The 18,166-nt window shown below is 63.6% G+C and carries 11 protein-coding genes and 1 other RNA gene; 9 read left to right on the forward strand and 3 right to left on the reverse strand.

Translation table 11 applies throughout. From position 1 onward, the window contains the following. Positions 1-11: 11 nt before the first annotated feature. Positions 12-361: a transfer-messenger RNA gene (gene ssrA / locus IRI77_RS00080) on the reverse strand. Between the two features lie 212 nt (positions 362-573). Between ssrA and IRI77_RS00085 the strand changes: the two genes are divergently transcribed. Beyond that, positions 574-843: an ATP-dependent Clp protease adaptor ClpS gene (locus IRI77_RS00085; RefSeq protein ID WP_228486527.1), complete on the forward strand. Its 270-nt coding sequence runs from the start codon at positions 574-576 to the stop codon at positions 841-843. A gap of 23 nt (positions 844-866) precedes the next feature. Here IRI77_RS00085 and IRI77_RS00090 read toward each other — a convergent pair whose 3' ends face one another. Further along, positions 867-4,352: a carboxypeptidase-like regulatory domain-containing protein gene (locus tag IRI77_RS00090; RefSeq protein ID WP_194450064.1), complete on the reverse strand. Its 3,486-nt coding sequence runs from the start codon at positions 4,350-4,352 to the stop codon at positions 867-869. 218 nt (positions 4,353-4,570) lie between these two features. Between IRI77_RS00090 and IRI77_RS00095 the strand changes: the two genes are divergently transcribed. The 7 genes from IRI77_RS00095 to IRI77_RS00125 all read left to right on the forward strand — a co-directional run bounded on the left by IRI77_RS00095 (position 4,571) and on the right by IRI77_RS00125 (position 13,010). Next, positions 4,571-5,899 carry an aspartate aminotransferase family protein gene (locus IRI77_RS00095; protein ID WP_228486528.1) on the forward strand — a complete coding sequence of 443 codons (1,329 nt, stop codon included), beginning with the start codon at positions 4,571-4,573 and terminating at the stop codon, positions 5,897-5,899. Further along, positions 5,899-7,128 carry a Gfo/Idh/MocA family protein gene (locus IRI77_RS00100; protein ID WP_194450065.1) on the forward strand — a complete coding sequence of 410 codons (1,230 nt, stop codon included), beginning with the start codon at positions 5,899-5,901 and terminating at the stop codon, positions 7,126-7,128. The genes IRI77_RS00095 and IRI77_RS00100 overlap by 1 nt, the downstream gene beginning before the upstream one ends. A 123-nt stretch (positions 7,129-7,251) precedes the next feature. Continuing rightward, entirely contained in the window at positions 7,252-8,868 is a 1,617-nt protein-coding gene (locus IRI77_RS00105; RefSeq protein WP_194450066.1) for an SLC5 family protein, read from the forward strand. 18 nt (positions 8,869-8,886) lie between these two features. Then, entirely contained in the window at positions 8,887-9,687 is an 801-nt protein-coding gene (locus tag IRI77_RS00110) for an IclR family transcriptional regulator (protein ID WP_194450067.1), read from the forward strand. Then, complete coding sequence (locus tag IRI77_RS00115; protein WP_194450068.1) at positions 9,684-11,087, forward strand: hypothetical protein; 1,404 nt, start codon at positions 9,684-9,686, stop codon at positions 11,085-11,087. Before IRI77_RS00110 ends, IRI77_RS00115 begins: the two co-directional genes overlap by 4 nt. After that, positions 11,084-12,247 carry a galactonate dehydratase gene (gene dgoD, locus IRI77_RS00120; RefSeq protein WP_194450069.1) on the forward strand — a complete coding sequence of 388 codons (1,164 nt, stop codon included), beginning with the start codon at positions 11,084-11,086 and terminating at the stop codon, positions 12,245-12,247. The genes IRI77_RS00115 and dgoD overlap by 4 nt, the downstream gene beginning before the upstream one ends. 4 nt (positions 12,248-12,251) lie before the next feature. Beyond that, positions 12,252-13,010: an SDR family NAD(P)-dependent oxidoreductase gene (locus tag IRI77_RS00125; protein ID WP_194450070.1), complete on the forward strand. Its 759-nt coding sequence runs from the start codon at positions 12,252-12,254 to the stop codon at positions 13,008-13,010. On the opposite strand, the gene IRI77_RS00130 is transcribed toward IRI77_RS00125, so the two are convergent. After that, on the reverse strand, positions 13,007-14,746 hold the full coding sequence (locus tag IRI77_RS00130; RefSeq protein WP_194450071.1) for a hypothetical protein: 1,740 nt from the start codon (positions 14,744-14,746) through the stop codon (positions 13,007-13,009). The genes IRI77_RS00125 and IRI77_RS00130 overlap by 4 nt on opposite strands. Before the next feature lie 184 nt (positions 14,747-14,930). Between IRI77_RS00130 and IRI77_RS00135 the strand changes: the two genes are divergently transcribed. Continuing rightward, the gene (locus IRI77_RS00135) at positions 14,931-18,119 is read left to right on the forward strand and encodes a TonB-dependent receptor (RefSeq protein WP_194450072.1); all 3,189 of its coding nucleotides are present in this window, start codon (positions 14,931-14,933) and stop codon (positions 18,117-18,119) included. The last annotated feature ends 47 nt before the right edge of the window (positions 18,120-18,166 follow it).

Raw genomic sequence — 18,166 nt, forward strand, 5'->3', positions numbered from 1 at the left:
TTGGCGAAGGCTGGTGGAGGCGGCGGGAGTTGAACCCGCGTCCGAAATGGCCCGCCATGACAAGAACTACGTGCGTTTCCGATTCAGTTTCTCGACCGTACTCTCAGAACCGGCAAGAAGAGACACGGCCCAGCCTGATTGATCTCGACTTACAGCCTCAGGTGGCGGCTTACAGCCTATCCTGCAAAATGACGCTCGGCCCGCAACGCGCAGGCTCATTGCGGCGAGCGGCTACCTAAATTTTAGGCAGCGTATGCAAATTGCTGATTGGCAATTTTGGTTTTCCGATCGTTTTACGGGAGCTCGGAACCCGGCACGCCTCATCACAACGAAATCATCCCGTCGAAGCCGTTACGCCCCCTCCTTCTCGTACGACTCCAGGATAGCACCCGGGTCAATGGGCATCCGAACCGCGGGGCGGCCGCAGCGGCCCTGCCCAGGTTCCCGTTGTCACCAAATTGAAGCGCTCCTCCGCTCGCGGGCGGGCGCCAAGCATGCGAGACTAGTTAGTCGAACATGGCTTTCGCTGCGCCCACTCCGGGTACGGAGTCGAGCGAACAAGAAAAACAGGATTTGGTCCCTCTGTGGAACGTCGTCCTTCTGGATGACGATGACCACACGTACGACTACGTGATCGAGATGCTTTGCCGGCTGTTCTTTAAGACAGTGGAAGAAGCTTACGGGAACGCCGTCGAAGTGGATTCCACCGGCCGGACCATCGTCATGACCTGCGACAAGCCGGCTGCCGAGTTTGCGCGGGATCAGATCCACGGATACGGCGCCGACTGGCGCATGCCCAACTGCAAGGGCTCGATGTCGGCCATCCTCGAACCGGTCGCCTGACGCTGCCGCGTTTCCCGGACTCCCTAGAACTGATACTTCAGGCCGAATTGGATCAACCTCGGCGCCACGGCCGACTGGGTGATTACGCCAAAACTTGCCGTGCCCAGGGTCGTACCCGGGTTTGAGAACTGCGGGTGGTTCATGGCGTTGTAGAACTCCATGCGGAAACCGAGTTCAGCCGTTTCCCGCAATCCGCCGACGCGGGTCCGTTTCCCCAACGAAAAGTCCGTGTTGACCTGGCCCGGGCCATTCATGATGCTCTGTCCGGCGGTGCCGTAGCCGGTGGAACCGTCGGAGCCGACGGCGGCGGCGGAGCAGAGCGCGCCGGTATTGATCCAGCGATCCAGCCGTTGGCCGATGCCGCCGGGGGTGACGAGCTGGCTGTAGGTGGCTCCGGGACAGAGGGTAACGGTGGAGGTGCCGGCGCGGCCGTAGACGGAGCCGCCGTTGGGATCGGTCAGGGTCATCGGCAGGCCGCTCTGGAGAACCACGATGCCGGAAAGCGACCAGCCGCTGAGCAGGCTGCCGCGGAAGCCATGGGTGCCCAGGAAGGCGGGCAGGTTGTAGTCGAAGTTGGTGATGACGCGATGGGTGCGGTCGAACGAAGCGCGGGCCTTCGCCAGCTCCAGGTTGTTCTGGTCGTTGAAGACGCTGGTATTGTTCATCGCCTTCGAGAGCGTGTAGGCGGATTGGAACGTCAGCCCCCGGGCGGTGCGGCCGCGCAGCGTGGCTTGCATGCTGTGGTACCACGACTTGGCTCCAAATTCGCTCAAGACGAGTGCGGTGGGCGTCTCGCCCAGGATGGGGACGCGTTGTTTCGCGTTCTTGGATGTGTTGGTGGTGATGCAGTGGGAGGAGTCGCCGTCGTAACCGCAGTTCACGGGGTTGGACGGGCCGGCCAGCACGGACTGGTTCATGCCGTGGGAGAACAGCAGGTCTCCGGCTCGCGAGCCGACGTAGGCGAGATCGAACGACATGGCCTGGGTGAGGCGCGTTTTCACGCTGAAGTTCCACTGTTGCAAGCGGGGCAATTTGTACTCGGGACCCGCGAGGCGGTCTGACAGTTGCGATGTCAGGGTGCGTGGGACGTAGCCCAGGGTGGTCTGCGGGAAGGGCTGCTGGAAGGTGGACTGGCTGTTGCTCGCGTCGCTGTTGGTGAAGCTTTGGGCGAACGGCACGGCGGTGAACAGGGGCGCGGTGGCGGCATTGGCGCTGAAGGTGGGGGTCTGGTAGAACCAGCCGTAGCCGCCGCCCAGGACCAGGCGGCTGGAGGCGCCGAAGGGATGCCAGGCGAAGCCGGTGCGGGGCGCGAGGCGGTCGCGCGGGGTGCCGTTCTCGTAGAAGCTGCTGTTGGGCCGCACGATGACGCCCTGCGGTGGCGGTCCGAAGGGGCTGCCAGTATAGGGATTGACGAGGTTCGGGTCGTAGTTCGCCGATACGGTGTTGCCGGCCAGGGTGCCGTCGGCCGGTGGAATGGCGGTCTGGCGCAGCAACGCCAATGACGCATTGCCGATGGTTCCCGTGGTGTCGTAGGAGGGGCCGATGAACTCCCAGCGCAGGCCGAAGTTGACGGTGAGCCGCGGGCTGAGCTTGATGTCGTCCTGGAAGTAGGCGGAGCCGTAGTGGCGGCGGTAGTGATACTCGACATCGCCGAACTGGCCGACGCCCTCGCTGGCCTGCACGGTCTGGATGTTGCTGCGGCCGGCTGGGCTCAGGTTGTCGGCTGCGTTCATGCCGAGCAGGAAGTCGGCGAAGGTCTGAAACGTCAGCTTGCCGCGGGCTCCGCCGGTGTCGGCGCGGCCGTTGTACTGGTTCACGTAAGCGCCCCCGACTCGAATCCGCTGACGGCCATGGACCCACGAGAGATTGTCCATCACCGAGTTGGTCACCGTCTTGAAGTGGTTGTCGTTGGGGTTGGTGCCGAACAGGCGGAACGTGCCCAGGCCGCCGAGGACGGTGATTTCGGGCGGATGGGGGAAGAGCGGGTCGACGGCGGTCATCCCGAAATCGGAGGCCTTCGGCAGATTTGGGGCGACGGCATCGGTGTTATTCCGGGTGAAGGCGAAGGTGGCTTCGTTCACCAGATTGGCGGTGAGGTTGGAGGTGAGGCGCCCGCTGGTGGCGATATCGGTGGCGGTGAGGGCCTGGTTCGCGCCCCAGCCAGGGACAACCGGCGCTCCGGGATAGCCGCCGGGCGAACCGAAGGTCCGCAATTGGTCGACAGTTGCCGTGAAGAGGCGGCCGGAGAAGGTGTGCTTCGGCGAAAGGACGTAGTCCGAGTTGGCCAGGAAATGCTTCTCGCGATAGAACGAGGGCTGGCTGTAGGCCGAGAAGCCCAGGCCGGCATTGGAGCCCGAGGTCATGATGGTCTGCGGGATGGGGATCAAGTAGCTGCCGTCGGCTGCCTTGGCCTGGAGCAGGCGCAGGGCGACGGGGCTGATCGCCGCGGTGGTGCCGGTGTTCTGGTTGTTGCAGTCGAGTTGCCGGCCGCCGGCGAAGGAGAGATAGGCGGCCGGGTTCGAATGATTGCCAGGGCAGAACTGGGCGGCCAGGGCGGAGGCGGAGCGGTCGTTCCCCAACGGGGGCAGGATCAGGTTGGCGATGGAGGTGGGGTCGATACCGTTCACCTGGCGCGTGCCCTGGTAGGAGCCGAAGAAGAACCACTTGTTGCGGCGGACGGGTCCGCCCAGAGTTGCGCCGAACTGATTCTGCTTCAGATTCGGTTTGTCCTGCCCGGTGGAGCCGCGGAAGTAGGAGTTCGCGTTGAAGATGTCGTTGCGCAGGAACTCCCACATATTGCCGTGGATCTCGTTTTCGCCGCGCCGGGTGACCAGGTTCGTGCTGGGGACCATGGCTCCATAGCCGGCGTCATATTGGGATGTTTGGATTTTGAACTCCGAAATAGTGTCCGGGTTCGGCACCGTGCTGGGGGAATAGGCGCCGTCGATGGTGTACGCGCCGGCGGTGGTGTTGCCGTTGATGTTGACGCTGGAGGAGCCGCGTCCCAGGGTGCCGGCGTTGTTCACTCCAGCGGCGGAGCCGGACGACATGGAGAGCACCTGGGTGAAGTTGCGGGTATTCAGGGGGACGGCGGTGATGGTCTTGCGGTCGATCAGGGTGCCGGTGGAGGGGGCGGCGGCGGTGACTTTGCAGTGGCAGTCGATGGACTCGGCCGGATTGCCGGGTTCAAGGGTTGCTTCCAGGACAGGGATTTCGGAGACGCTGATGGCCATTTGAGGCATGCGGGCGGTCTTGAAACCGGTGGTGGTGAAGGTGATCTCGTAGGTGGCGGGCTCGAGCAGAGAGAAACGGAAGCCGCCTTTTTCGTCGGTGGTCGCGGTGAGGGACTGGTCGGTGGCTGGATTGTGGATCGTGATGGAGGCGTTCGGCACCGGGGCGCCGGCGGCATCGAGGACCGTGCCTTCCAGGGCTCCGGTAGAGCCGGACTGCGCACGCAGAAGGGTGCTGGTGAGGAGAAGAAGAGCGAAGCGCCAACGGGGATCAGACACGGTTGAGACAGGACCTTTCTGCCAATGACGGGGCGGCTTCAGGGCTCTTGGGCGGTCTCGTGTCCCTGAAGCCGGATTCTATCACGGCAAGGGAGGACCGGCCTTGGAACGGTGGCCTCGTTTTCGTCCAGGCATCTGGACAATCCACAATGCTGGTTTGATGCTGCCGCTATTGCGCTTGATAATCAACGTGATTCACAAGTGAGGGAACCAGTATCGTGTCGACCAGCAACATCGATCAAGTGATTGAAACCGACTGCCTCATCGCGAAACAGCAGCACCTGGAGCAGGCGATGGAGTTCATTCCGGGCGGGGTGAACAGTTCGCTGCGAGCCGTGGAGCCGCGGTTGGTGCCAGTGCGCGCGGAAGGCGCGTACTTCTACGACATGGACGGAACCAGATACCTGGATTATCACGGAGCCTTCGGCCCGCCGATCCTGGGGCACAGCCATCCGGCGGTGACGAAGCGGGTGAAGGCCGCCATCGAGGAGACGGATCAGGTGGGCGTCGGCATCGGGCCGCTGGAGATCGAACTGGCGCGCAAGATCGTGCAGCACATTCCTTCGGGGGACAAGGCCCTGTTGTGCAATTCGGGGAGTGAGGCGACGTATCACGCGATCCGCCTGTCGCGCGCGGTGACCGGCCGGAGCAAGGTCATCAAGTTTCAGGGGTGCTATCACGGCTTCCACGATGCCCTGGCCATGAACGTCATCACGCCGAAGGAGAAGCTGGGCCAGCGGGATCCGCTGTCGGCCGGGTCGCACTCGGCGGTGCTGGCGGATACGTTTGTCTGCGAGTTCAACAACCTGGACGAAGTGACGCAGGTGTTCGAGAAGAATCCGGAACAGATCGCGGCGGTGATCCTGGAGCCGATTCCGCACAACATCGGCTGCGTGATGCCGCGGCAGGAGTTCCTGGAGGGCCTGCGGGCGCTGACGCAGAAGCACGGCACCATCCTGATCTTCGACGAAGTGATCACCGGCTTCCGGCACAGTTTGGGCGGCTACCAAAAGATCTGCGGCGTGACTCCGGACCTGACGACGCTGGGCAAGGCGATCGCGAACGGGTATCCGATTGCGGCGCTGGCCGGACGGCGCGACCTGATGGACAGATTCAACACGCGGACCGGGGGCGATGTGTTCTGGGCCGGGACGTTCAACGGACATCCGGTGGGCGCGGCGGCGGCGTTGGCTACTATTGAAGTCTTGGAGAAGCCGGAGTCGCACCAGTATTTGTTCCAGTTGGGCGACCGCATGCGGGCGGGGCTGCGCGAGATCACGTCGCGGCGCGGCCTGACGGCGGAAGTCGCGGGATTCGGGTCGGTCTTCCTGACCTACTTCATGGAAGGACCGATCCGCAGCTTCACTGACCTGTACCGCAACGACGCGGCTTTCTTTATCGAGTACCGGCGCCGCCTGGTGTCACGGGGCATCTTCAAGCTGCCCATGAACCTGAAGCGCAATCATCTGAGCCTGAGCCACACGCAGGCCGATGTCGATCGTACGCTGGAAGCTTGTGATGCCGTGATTGGGGAGTTGAAAAAGTAATGAGCGAACCCACCGTTTCCCGCCGTGGATTTCTGGGTGTTGCCGGAGCCGCCAGCGTGGCGGCCACCGCATCGCCCGCGCTGCACGCCGCGCCCGGACCGCGCCCCAGCGGGCAACTGCGCATCGGCGTGGTGGGCGGCGGGTTCGGCAACACGTTCTTCTGGCACCTGGATCCCGATTGCAAGGTGGTGGCGGTGTGCGACCTGCTGCCGGAGAAGCAGAAGTTGCTGGCCGAGCGCTACCGCTGCACGAACACCTACAAGAACTTCCGCGAGTTCCTGAAGCATCCCGACCTGGATGCGGTGGCGGTATTCACGCCGGCTCCGCTGCACGCGTTCATGGCGGTGGAGGCGATGAAGGCGGGCAAGCACGTGATCAGCGCCGTACCGGCCGGCCTGAGTGTCGAGGAATTGGAAGAGATCCTCGATACGGTGAAGAAGACCGGGCTGCGCTACATGATGGCGGAGACCAGCTACTACCGGCAGCCGGTGATCACGTGCCGGGAACTGGCCGGGGAAGGGAAGTTCGGGACGATCTTCCACTCCGAGGCCGAGTATCACCACGAAGGCCTGATGAAGGTGATGTTCGACGACCGGGGGCTGCCCACGTGGCGGCACGGCCTGCCGCCGATGCTGTATCCGACGCACTGCACGGGGCTGATTATCCCGGTGATCCGGGAGCGGATGTTGGAGGTGACGGCCGTCGGCTGGGGCGACGGGCACGAGGTGCTGCGGACGAACCAGTATAAGAATCCGTTCTGGAACGAGACCGCATTCTTCAAGACCTCCAAGGGACACTCCGCGCGGGTAGCGGTGTACTGGCACGTGGCGGCGGCAGGCAGCGAGCGCGGACAGTTCTATGGAGACCGCATGTCCTACCTGATGGAACGGCCGGAGGGTACGCAGAACACGTTCGTGCGGATCTCGTCGCAAGGCAAGACCGTGCTCGACTCCAACGGGTATCCGGAAGGCGAGACGGAGATGCTGGCGGACAAGAAGGCCAACTATCTGGAACGGCTGCCCGAGCCCCTGCGGGTGAAGAGCGGTCACGGGGATTCGCACACCTTCCTGACGCACGAGTTTGTGCGCGCCGTGCTGGAAGACCGGCACCCCACGGTGAACGTGTGGGAGGCGATTGCGTATACACTGCCGGGCATCATTGCGCACCAGTCGGCATTGCGCGGCGGCGAGTCGCTGAAGATCCGCGACTACGGCCAGGCGCCGGCCTGATCCAGCATTCTGGATTTGGATTTGTCCAGTATCCTGGACATTGAGGCGTAAACTCTTGTTTCCAGGGGGCCCAGCCCGGACAATAGGGTTTCCTTGAGCTGAGCCCTGGAGACAGATATCCATATGTTTGGCGGCCGTCTGGATCAACTGCTGTTCGCCCTGTATCTGGTGGCGAACATTTGCCTTGGCCTGTGGGTGTCGCGGCGGCGCAAGGCGAGCGTCAAGGACTACTTCCTGGCGGGCGAGCAGTTGCCGTGGTACGCGATCGGCGGCTCGATTATCGCCGCCAACATCAGCACGGAGCATTTCATCGGGATGGTGGGCGCCGCCTACGCGGTGGGCTTCGTGGTGGCGCAGTGGGAGTGGGGGAACTGGTTCACGTTCTCGGCCCTGGTCTGGATCTTCCTGCCCTATTACCTGCGCGGCGGCATCTACACGATGCCGGAGTTCCTGGAGCGCCGGTACAACAAAGAATGCCGGTACATGTTTGCCGTCTGTTCGCTGGTGTTGTGGATTGTCGCGCAGATGGCGGTGGTGCTGCTGGCCGGCGCGAAGGCACTGCAGGGGATGTTCGGCCTCGACCCGTTCGTCACGATCATCGGACTGACGATCCTGGCCGGCAGCTATACGATTTATGGCGGGCTCATTGCCGTGGCCTGGACGGACTTCCTGCAGTTCGTTGTGCTGATGGTGGGCGGGCTGATCGTGTCGTACCTGGGGCTGGAGCGCGCCGGCGGCATCGTCAACCTGATGCACCAGTTCCCGGCGAAGTTCAAGATCATCTACCCCATCACGGATCCGAACTATCCGTGGTTCGGGGTGTTCACGCTGTTTCTCTCCATCGGCATCTGGTACAACTGCACGAACCAGTTCATCGTGCAGCGCTGCCTGGGTGCGAAGTCGGAGTGGGATGCGCGCATGGGCGTGATCTTCGCGGGCTTCATGAAACTGCTGCTGCCGTTCCTGGTGGTGATTCCCGGCATCGTGGCGTTCCAGATGTTTCCGGGCTTGACTGACCCGGACCAGGCGTATCCGCGGCTGGTGAAAGAGCTGGTCCCGTTGGGCCTGGGCGGCGTGGTGATGGCGGGCATCGCCAGCGCGCTGCTGTCGCACCTGAGCTCGGTATTGAACTCGTGCAGCACCGTGTTCACGATGGATCTGTACCGGCCGTTCTTCGGGAAAGGCAAGAGTGACGCGCACCTGGTGAGCGTCGGGCGCTGGAGCGGGTTCCTCATTCTCACGTTCGCGATGGGGCTGGCGATCTGGTTTACGCGCGGGCAGCATAGTGTGTTCCTGGTGATCCAGAACGTGGGCGCGTGGGTGGCGGCTCCGATTGCCGTGGTGTTCCTGTTGGGGGTGCTGTGGAGGCGGGCCACGGCGCAGGCCGCGACGTTTGTGCTGATCTTCGGCTTCCCATATACGGCACTGGTGGAGTATGTGCTGTTCAAGCACGTCTGGTTCCTGCAGCCTTTCGACAACTGGCTGAACCGCACGTTCCTGGTGTGGGCGACGTGCATGGTGGTGATGGTGGTGGTGTCCTACCTGACGCCCGCGCCGCCGGCGGCGAGTGTCGACGGCATCATCTGGTCAAGGAAGTATCTGGACCTGCCGGAGTCCGAACGGGCCTATGCCAAGGGGGCGCGGAGCCTGCTGCTGTGGTGGGGGCTGATGGTGGGGCTGGCCGGTGCGCTCTACGCGTACGTGATCTGGTTCCAGTTCTGGGGGCCAGGCCGGGCTTAGGGGTGGAGAGGAGTCGAGATGCCGACAACAACGACTGTTCCTTCCGTCGAGAGAGCGCTGCAGATTCTGGAGGTGCTGGATGCCTCGCGGCGCGGCATGAACATCGCGGAACTGGGCCGGAAGCTGGACATCCCCAGGAGCACGGCGCACGTCCTGGTGCTGACGCTGGAGCGCTGCGGCTACGTGACGAAATCGGCCAGCAGCCGGAATTATATGCTGTCGATGAAGGTGTTCAATCTGGGCCGCGAGATGGTGCAGAACCAGAAGCTTTCGGAGATTGCCCTGGAGCCGATGAAGTGGCTGTCGGCGCAGGCGCGGCTGACCAGCCATCTGGCGGTGCTGGAGAACGACCAGGCGGTATATGTCCAGAAGGTGGAGGGCCCCGGGTTCATCCGCTTCGACACGACAGTGGGCAAGCGCACGAACCTGCATTGCACGTCGGTGGGCAAAGTCCTGCTGGCGTACTGCCAGGAGGTGCACCGCAAGGAGTTCCTGTCGAAGATGACGTATGCGCGGTATACGCGGAAGACGATCACGACGGCGGCGGCGCTGCGGGTGGAACTGGCGAAGACCGCGGAGCGCGGCTACGCCATCGACGATGAGGAAGAGGAGTTGGAGGTGCGCTGCCTGGCGGTTCCGGTGTTCAATCCGCGGGGGGAGTTGGTGGCGGCGCTGAGTGTGACCGGCACGCTGGGTACGATCGTCGATCAGAGTATTCCTCCGATTGTGAGCCTGCTGCAGCGGGCCTCGGCGAGGATCTGCAACTATGCGGAAGCGCGGGAGGAGCACGAGCGGATGGAGCCGGAGACAAAGGCATGACGGGACAACTGCTGGCAGGCGCGGGGCGCAGCGAGATTACGCCGTCGCCCGGAACTCCCCAGGGCGGTTGGGGTGCTCAGACGCACACGCGCGGCGACCGCGCGGATATGCCGTTTTACGCGACGGCGCTGGCGCTGGCGCAGGGTGCCGAACGAGTCGTGATTGTTGAGGCGGATGCCATCGGCTTCGATGCCGTGTGGACCGGCCGGATCGTGCAGGCCATTGCGAAGAGCACCGGTCTGGCGGAAGAGCGGATCCGTTTCTCGTGCTCGCACACGCATTCGGGTCCGAATACGTTCCGGCTGGCCAATATCGCGGAAGGGCTCGACATGGCGTTGAGCTACCTGGAGAGCCTGCCGGATCGCATCGCCGGGGCGGCCTGGCAGGCGCTGCAGGATCTGCGGCCCGTGCGAATCGGCGCCGGGGCAGGGCAGTGCGGCATCAACTGCAAGCGGCGGGTGACGGTGGATGGCGGACTGACGGTGGTGGGAGAGGATCCCGACTCCGAGTGCGACCAGTCGTTGCATGTTGTGCGGCTGGAGTCGCTGGATGGCGACCCGGTGGCGCACCTGCTGCACTTTGCCTGCCACGGCACGACCATCGCCTGGCAGAGCCGCGATTTTACGCCCGATTTTCCGGGTCCCGCGCGCCAGGAGATGGAGCGGGCGTTTGGCGGGCTGTGCCTGTTCCTGCAGGGAGCGGCGGGCGACCTGGGTCCGCGTCGCGGGTTCACCGGCGATCTGGAAGTCTATCGGCGGATGGGCCGTACGTTGGGCCTGACGGCGGCGGGTGTCGCATCCTCCATCGAGATGCAGCCAGTTCTCCGGCTGCTTACCGGGATCGTCCGTAGCGGCGCGAACATTGCGCAGTACGAGTACGAGCCCGTGGAACAGGCCGCGCCCCGGCTGCAGGTGGAGACGCGCGTCATGGCCCTTCCCCTGAAGCCGTTCCCGGATCCAGAGTCAGAGGATCTGGAGTTGGCGCGGCTACGAGCCGAGGCGGCGCGGCTGCGCGAGGCCGGAAGGATGGAAGAGTTCAGTGTGGCCAACGGCCTGGCGACGCAGATGGGCTGGCGTGCCAACAATGCGCGGCTATTTCACGGCAAGACGGAGACGCCGTGGCAACTGCAGGTGATCCGGGTGGGTCCGGTGGCGCTGGTCAGCGTACCAGGCGAGCCCTTCTCGTCGATCGCGCAGCGCGTGGCGGACGCCTCACCGTTTCCGTTTACGTTGATGTCGGGTTATTCCAATGGCGGGTTCGGCTACATCCCGGACCGGAGCGCCTATGACGAGGGCGGCTACGAGATCGAAGCCACTCCGTTTTCCGCCGATGCCTGCGACGTGGTGGTCGCCGAGGCCCTGCGGCTATTGAATGAATTGCACGAGAAGGAGCACGCGTGAAAATCACAAAGATCTCCACGATGGTGGTGAATGCCCGGATGCGCAACTGGGTGTTTGTGAAGGTCGAGACGGATCAGCCCGGGCTGTATGGCTGGGGTGAGTCCACGCTCGAATGGAAGACGAAGGGCGTGGTGGGCGCGATTGAGGACCTGTCGGTGTTGCTGATCGGGCAGAATCCGCTGCGGGTGGAGCACCTGTGGCAGGTGATGCACCGGCAGTATTTCTGGCGCGGCGGCATCACGAACTTCTCCGCCATCAGCGGCATCGACCAGGCGTTGTGGGACATCAAGGGCAAGGAGTGCGGCAAGCCGGTCTGCGAACTGCTGGGCGGACCGGTGCGGGATACGCTGCGGTTCTACGATCACCTGGGCGGCGGCACCTTGGAAGGCATGTACAAGACCGTTGAACCGGAAGAGTTTGGCGCGCGGATCCAGGACAGTCTCTCTCGCGGCTTCACGGCCGTGAAGGCGATGCCGATCCCGGTGTCGGAGTACATCGAGAGCGCGTCGACGCTGAAGCGCGCGGCCAAGTGCGTGGAGGCGATGCGCCTGTCGGCCGGTGACGACATCGACATCATGCTCGACCTGCATGCGCGCACGACTCCGGCGGCGGCCATCCAGTTCGGCCGCATGCTGGTGGACTACAACCTCTACTGGTACGAGGAACCGTGCTGGCCGGAGCATACGGAGGCCCTGGTGGAAGTGGCTCGGGCGCTGCCTTACCCCATCGCGACGGGCGAGCGGCTGGTGGGCCGCTGGGAGTTCCGCGAGTTGTTCGAGAAGCGCGCCTGCTCCATCATCCAGCCCGACGTGTCGCACTGTGGGGGCATCAGCGAAGCGCGGCGCATCGCGGCGATGGCCGAGACTTATCAGATGTCCGTGGCGTGCCACAACCCGCAGGGGCCCGTGAGTACGGCGGCGTCGACGCATGTCGGCTTCGCCACCCCGAACTACCTGATCCAGGAGATGGTGCGCGCCGACGTGCCGTGGCGCAACGATGTCGTCAGCGAGTTCATTCCGCTGGAGGCCGGCATCTGCACGGCGCCCACCCGCCCGGGTCTGGGCATCGACATCAATGAAACCGAGGCGGCGAAGTACCCCTTCCAGCCGGAGGTCCTGATGGCCTACAATCACCGCGACGGATCTGTTGCGGACTGGTAGGAACATGGAAGGCAAACTGGCGGGTCGCGCGGCGCTCGTAACCGGGGCGTCGCGTGGGATTGGGCGGGCCATCGCGGTGGAACTGGCGCGCTTGGGCGCGAATGTCGCGATCAACTACGCGAGGCATCGCGAAGAGGCGATGGATGTGGCGGCCGAGATCGAACGCATGGGGTGCGACGCCATGGTGATCCAGGCCGATGTTGGGCAACGGGCCGAGGACGAGGTGATGGTCCGCTCGGTGCTCGAAGAGTTCGGCCGGCTGGACATCCTCGTCAACAACGCGGCCTATAGCGTGCGGAAGCCGCTGCTGGAGATGGATCCGGCGGACATGGAACGAACTTGGGCGGTCTCCCTCTGGGGCGCGTTCCATTGCAGCCAGTTCGCGGCGCGCCTCATGGCAGAGCGCGGCGGCGGGTCGATCCTGATGGTCAGCTCCGTGCACGCGTCGCGGCCTTATCCGAACTGTAGCGCCTACAACGGAGCCAAGGCGGCCATGAACCAGATGGCGCTGACGTGGGCCGTGGAGTTGGCGCCGCACAAGATTCGCGTGAACGTGCTGGAGCCCGGCTGGACGGATACGCCGGGTGAGCGGGTCTACTATTCCGAAGACCAGATCGTAGAGAAGGGCAAAGACCTACTGCTGGGCCGCCTGGCCACGTCAGAAGAAGTGGCGAAGACCGCGGCGTTCCTGGTTTCCGATGATGCCTCGTATGTCACGGGGGCGGTGCTGCGCGTGGACGGCGGGTACGCCATCACGCACTAGTCGACGCGGATGCGGATGTCGAACTGCTGCTCGGCGGGGCGGAGCCACGGGTGCGTTCCGCCCTTGAGGGTGAAGGGGATGGTGACGACGCCCACCGCGCGTTCCAGCCGGTACTCCGGACCATTGCGGTATGGGTTGTAGGGATAGACGGGCCATTGGAAGCGCGCTCCGGCAGGCAGGGCAAGTGTCCAGCCGTTGTGCTTCAGCAGGCCGCCGAGTTCTTCGGCTGTCCAGAGGACTGGATCCTTACCGGCCGTCGTATGCTTCTCCGCGGAATCGAGGGACTGGCCGGGCTGGATGGTTACCTGTAGCGCCAGTTGCGCCTCTTCTGGAGCTGGGCCCATGCCGGTGATGCTCCAGTGGAGCGAGAGTTCCTTGCCGGTGGGCGGCGTGGTGGTGAGATCCGCGAAGAAGCGCTGGAAGCCCAGGGACAGGCGGTCTCCGCTTGCTTCCATCGACAGCTTCCCGTCGATTGGCAGGTTGTAGACCTTGCCGCCGATCTTCTCGTTGAAGGTGGCGAGTTCGGGCTGGTTCTTCGAGTTCGCGGCCGTGAGGATGAGGCCCGTCTTCTCATGCCACACGCTGACGTGCGCCTGGCGCTCCAGGAACCATTGGCTTAGCGGCAACGGCGTGTCGCGCAGGGCGGAGAGGTTCACGACCCAGGGGCCGGTCTTGCGGATGCCGGCCGGGATCTGCAACTGGCGCGAGTAAGCCTGTTGAAGCTGTGGGGGCGGAGCCGTGGGCCCTGCGTGATAGTAGACGGCGTTCTGGGCGATGCGGCCCAGCGCGTCCATGTCGAGGTCGTGTTCCGGCAAGTGGCGGGCCAGGAACTCGGCGTAGCCTCGGCCATCGGGGAAGTAAGAGAACGCGAACTGGCCCCAGTCCATCACATGCCAGTAGCGGTTGCGGTCGTTCAACGTCTCCACGGGCTGGCCATCGGGATAAGTGAAGTACTTGTGGAAGCCGGTGGAGCGGCGCAGGGCTTGCAAGGCCGCGGAATCCCTGGTGTTTTCGTAGTAGAGCGCCACGGCGCTCATGGTCAGGTGGTCGTAGCCGATGGTGGGCGTCAGGCGGCTGCGCTCGCCCCAGAAGCCATCCTCGTGCTGCTGTTGCACATAGCGTTGGAGGATCTGCTTTCCGAGTGTTGTCCACTCCGGCTTGTGGAATAGCGGTCCGGCGATCATGAGGTTCACAGCCCACAGCGAGTAGTGATTCGTGGAAGTACCGATGAAGGCCGAGGTGTACCAGGGCACATCGCGCCACGCCCGGCTTTCGTGCACGATGGTGGCGATGTTGGTCTCCAGGGCCCATTGCCAGCGGGCGCGGCGCGCTTCGCCCAGATCGTCGCGCAGCAGGCGGTAGGCCTCCAGCCACATATAAACGTCCCACCAGCTATCGGGCCGCGACTCGAAGCCACCCTTTTCGTTCTCTTTCACCAGCAGGTCGCCAATCTGTAAGGCCAATGACAGCATGCGCTTATCGCCGCAGCGCGGATTGGCCGGGTGCTGTTGCTTGTAGAGGACGGCGGGCGTGAGTACTGCGTAGGGGAAGTGGTTCCAGCCGGCTGGCTGTTCCAGTTGCTTCAGCTCGGCGCCGGGCGAGGCCTGCAGATGCCGCTGGATGCGTTGTGCCCCCTCATCGAGCCACGTGTAGTAGCGGCCGGGCAGATACTGCGCACTGGCTGTACCCGCGCATCCGAGAGACAATAAAATCAGGCAGATTAGAGGTTGGCGCATTCGTAAGGATCCAAAGGTACCGCGGCGTCAGAGTACCGGAACCTGAGAGATTCAGTCAATCCATCCACCGTTGCAGGCCAGGGGTTTTCGTCCAGGATGCTGGATGAACGTTTTATTTCAATTGAGAGGATCTTCGCGGGCACCCATACTGCGAATCAGAAGATTTCTCGGGAGGTCGCTCACCATGCTGCGAACAATCCTCATATTGGTCTTGACTGCCGCCGGTCTCTCCGCGCAGAGTATCACCGGCACCATAGTAGGCACTGTCACAGACTCTTCCGGCGCCGTCGTTCTTGGCGCCAAGGTCAACGTAACCAGCGAAGGCTCAGGGGCCGCCTTCATTACCAGTACCAATAATAACGGCGACTACACTGTGCCGAATCTTCTCGCGGGCGAGTACCGCGTGCAGGTGTCGCAGGCGGGCTTCCGGCCCGTGGATGTGAAGAACGTCACGGTCCTGTTGAACCAGACCGTTCGCGCCGATGTCCGGTTGGAGCCGGGCTCGCTCGATCAGCGCGTCTCCGTCACGGCGGAGGCTCCGCTGGTGCAATCGGAGACCTCGTCAATCTCCAGCATCATAGACACGCACGCTGTGCAGTCGCTCCCCGTGAACGGCCGAACCACCGCCACGTTCATCCTCATTGCGCCCGGCAACGCCAGCGATTGGGCGTCGAACCCGAACATCGGCGGCGCGCAGCACTGGGGCGGCAGCAAGTTTACCGTGGATGGCGTTTCCACCGACGATCTCGGTAACGGCGGCGGCACCTACTCTTACGCTACTTCCCTCGCCACACAGCCCTCGTTGGAAACCATCGACGAGATGAAGATCGAAAGCAACAGCGCGAAGGCCGAGTACTCCGGCTCAGTCGCGGTCTCCACCATCACCAAGCGCGGCAGCAATACGCTGCACGGCTCGCTGTTCGAGTTCAACCGCAACGCGCAACTGGCCGCCAATCAGTTCTTCTCGAACGCGGCCGGCAAGGCGCGGCCTCCCTATAACCGCAACGAGTTCGGTGGTTCCGTGGGCGGGCCGGTCATCAAGAACCGTACCTTCTTCTTTGGAGCCGTGGAAGCACTCACACTGCGGCAGTCGAATGTCGGGACGTTCTCGGTGCCCGTGCAGACGCTGCGCGAAGGTACGTTCACCACCACGGTGAAGGATCCTCTCAACGGCGGCGCGGCGTTCCCGAACAACCAGATCCCGGTGAACCGCATCGACTCGCGCTCGAAGACGATGCTGGGCTTCATCCCGCTGCCGACCAAGGCGGGCGCCACCTTCAACTACGTGGAGAACCTGCCGGTGCAGATCGGCGTGCAGCGCTACTCGGCGCGCGTCGACCACAACTTCAACCAGTCGAACATGCTGGGCATCTCGCTGGCTTATGCCAAGGGCGACCCTTATTCGACGAACCTCTATTCGCCGAGCATGTACGGCAACTACTCCAACGCCGGCTTCCTCACGAAATCCGCCAGCCTGACCTATACGCGGATTCTGTCGGCCAACATGACCAACGAGCTGCGCGGCTCCTACTTCACGATGGTGAATATCCGCATCGGCCAGAACCAGGACTTCAATCCCGCCTCGATCTTCCCCGGCCTGTTCACCCCCATCCCGATGGGCGGCTTGCCCACGTTCAACATCTCCGGGTATACGAAGGTGGGCGATGTGGGCGGTGCGCAGCCGAACCCGCAGATCACCAATCAGTTTGGCGATACGTTCTCTTGGATTCATGGTTCGCACGTGACCAAGGCCGGTATCGACTCCTCCTTCGGCCGCGTCTCCACCAATCCGTCAGTCTCCGCCTCGGTGCTGGGGAGCTTCAGCTTCCTGGCGCGCTATACCGGCAACGTGATCGGAGACCTGTTGCTGGGCTACCCCACCTCGGCTACCCGCGCCACCGCCACGCCGCCAAATGTGATGAACCAGAACCGCTACGGCTTCTACATCCAGGACGATTGGAAGGTCTCGCGCAACCTCACCGTGAATGCCGGTCTGCGCTATGAACTGCAGACGCAGTTCACGGAACGCGGCGGCGCCCTGTCGAACTTCGACTTTGGCTCCGGCCAGATGGTGGTGCGGACCACCGGCGGCGGCCAGTATGCGCCGGCGGCCATCGCCGCGCTGCTGGCGGCTTACCCGACAGTGAAGTCTGAGAACGTGGGCTGGGGCTCCGATCTGCTGCTGCCCGACCACAAGAACTTCGCGCCGCGCGTCGGCGTGGCTTACCGGCCCTTCGGCAACAACAAGACCGTGGTGCGCGGCGGCTACGGCATCTTCTACAACCTGATCCCTGTCTACCAGGGCATCTATCAGTTGGGCATCAGCAACACGCCCTACCGGCTGGCGCAGTCGTTCACCGGCGGCGCGACCTCGCCCACCATCAGCCTGGCCGATCCCTTCAGCGTCACGCCCACTGTCTCCGCCAATCCCGTGGCCTACGCCGTGAACCGCCAGATCCGCAACCCTTACTCGCAGCAGTGGAATCTCTCGGTGGAGCGAGTGCTGCCCGGCGAAGTCGGCCTGCGGGTCGCCTACCTCGGCAACAAAGGGAACCGGGTTCTCTTCGTGAACTCCGACATGAACCTACCGGCGACCATGTCCCTCGGGAATCTGCAGACCCAGCGGCCTTACCAACCCTGGGCCAACATCTACACGATGAGCCCCACGGGCAACATGTTCACGCACCAGATGCAGGTGGAAGGCACGCGCCGCTTCAACAACGGCCTGTTCCTGCAGAGCAGCTTTAACTGGACCAAGACCCTGGATAACGTGCCCTACTCCGGCACGGTGCAGAATCCCTACAACACCTCGCTGGACCGCGGCAATTCGGAAGGCATCCGGCGCTTCACGTTCTACGCAACCGGCACGTACGACCTGCCGTTCGGTACCGGCAAGAAGTTCGCCAACTGGGACAACCCCATGAAGTACGTGGTCAGCGGCTGGCGCCTGGCGTCGGTGGTGCAACTGCGCTCCGGCGCTCCGTTCAGTGTCACCTTCACGCCCACCCTGGGCGGCTGGTATGCGAACCGCGCCAACGTGGCCAGCAGCGATTTCTACGGCTCAGACCAGTCGATCGCGCACTGGTTCAATCCCGCCGCTTTCACGGCGCCGGCGAACTTCACCTTCGGCAACAGCGCCCGCAACATGCTGTTCGGGCCGGGGTCGAAGTCGATCGACGCCAGCCTGACGAAGATCACCGCCATCACTGAGCGCTTCAAGACGGAGTTCCGGGCCGAGTTCTTCAATGTGCCCAACACTCCGAGTTTTGGCCTACCGGCTACGGACATAACCGTGCCCTCGACGGTAGGCATCATCAGCAGCACAACCGTGGATGCCAGAACCGTCCAGTTTGGGCTGAAGCTGTTGTTCTAATGCATGGGGCGGACGCGCTCCGGGTTATGACCCAACCCGGAGCGCGG

Source organism: Paludibaculum fermentans, from assembly GCF_015277775.1.
GTDB lineage: Bacteria > Acidobacteriota > Terriglobia > Bryobacterales > Bryobacteraceae > Paludibaculum > Paludibaculum fermentans.

Bases quoted from the DNA above. Each gene is read 5' to 3' on its own strand.
- IRI77_RS00135 (WP_194450072.1), top strand. From the start codon at position 14,931: ATGCTGCGAACAATCCTCATATTGGTCTTGACTGCCGCCGGTCTCTCC.
- IRI77_RS00130 (WP_194450071.1), bottom strand. From the start codon at position 14,746: ATGCGCCAACCTCTAATCTGCCTGATTTTATTGTCTCTCGGATGCGCG.
- IRI77_RS00110 (WP_194450067.1), top strand. From the start codon at position 8,887: ATGCCGACAACAACGACTGTTCCTTCCGTCGAGAGAGCGCTGCAGATT.
- IRI77_RS00100 (WP_194450065.1), top strand. From the start codon at position 5,899: ATGAGCGAACCCACCGTTTCCCGCCGTGGATTTCTGGGTGTTGCCGGA.
- IRI77_RS00125 (WP_194450070.1), top strand. From the start codon at position 12,252: ATGGAAGGCAAACTGGCGGGTCGCGCGGCGCTCGTAACCGGGGCGTCG.
- IRI77_RS00105 (WP_194450066.1), top strand. From the start codon at position 7,252: ATGTTTGGCGGCCGTCTGGATCAACTGCTGTTCGCCCTGTATCTGGTG.
- IRI77_RS00115 (WP_194450068.1), top strand. From the start codon at position 9,684: ATGACGGGACAACTGCTGGCAGGCGCGGGGCGCAGCGAGATTACGCCG.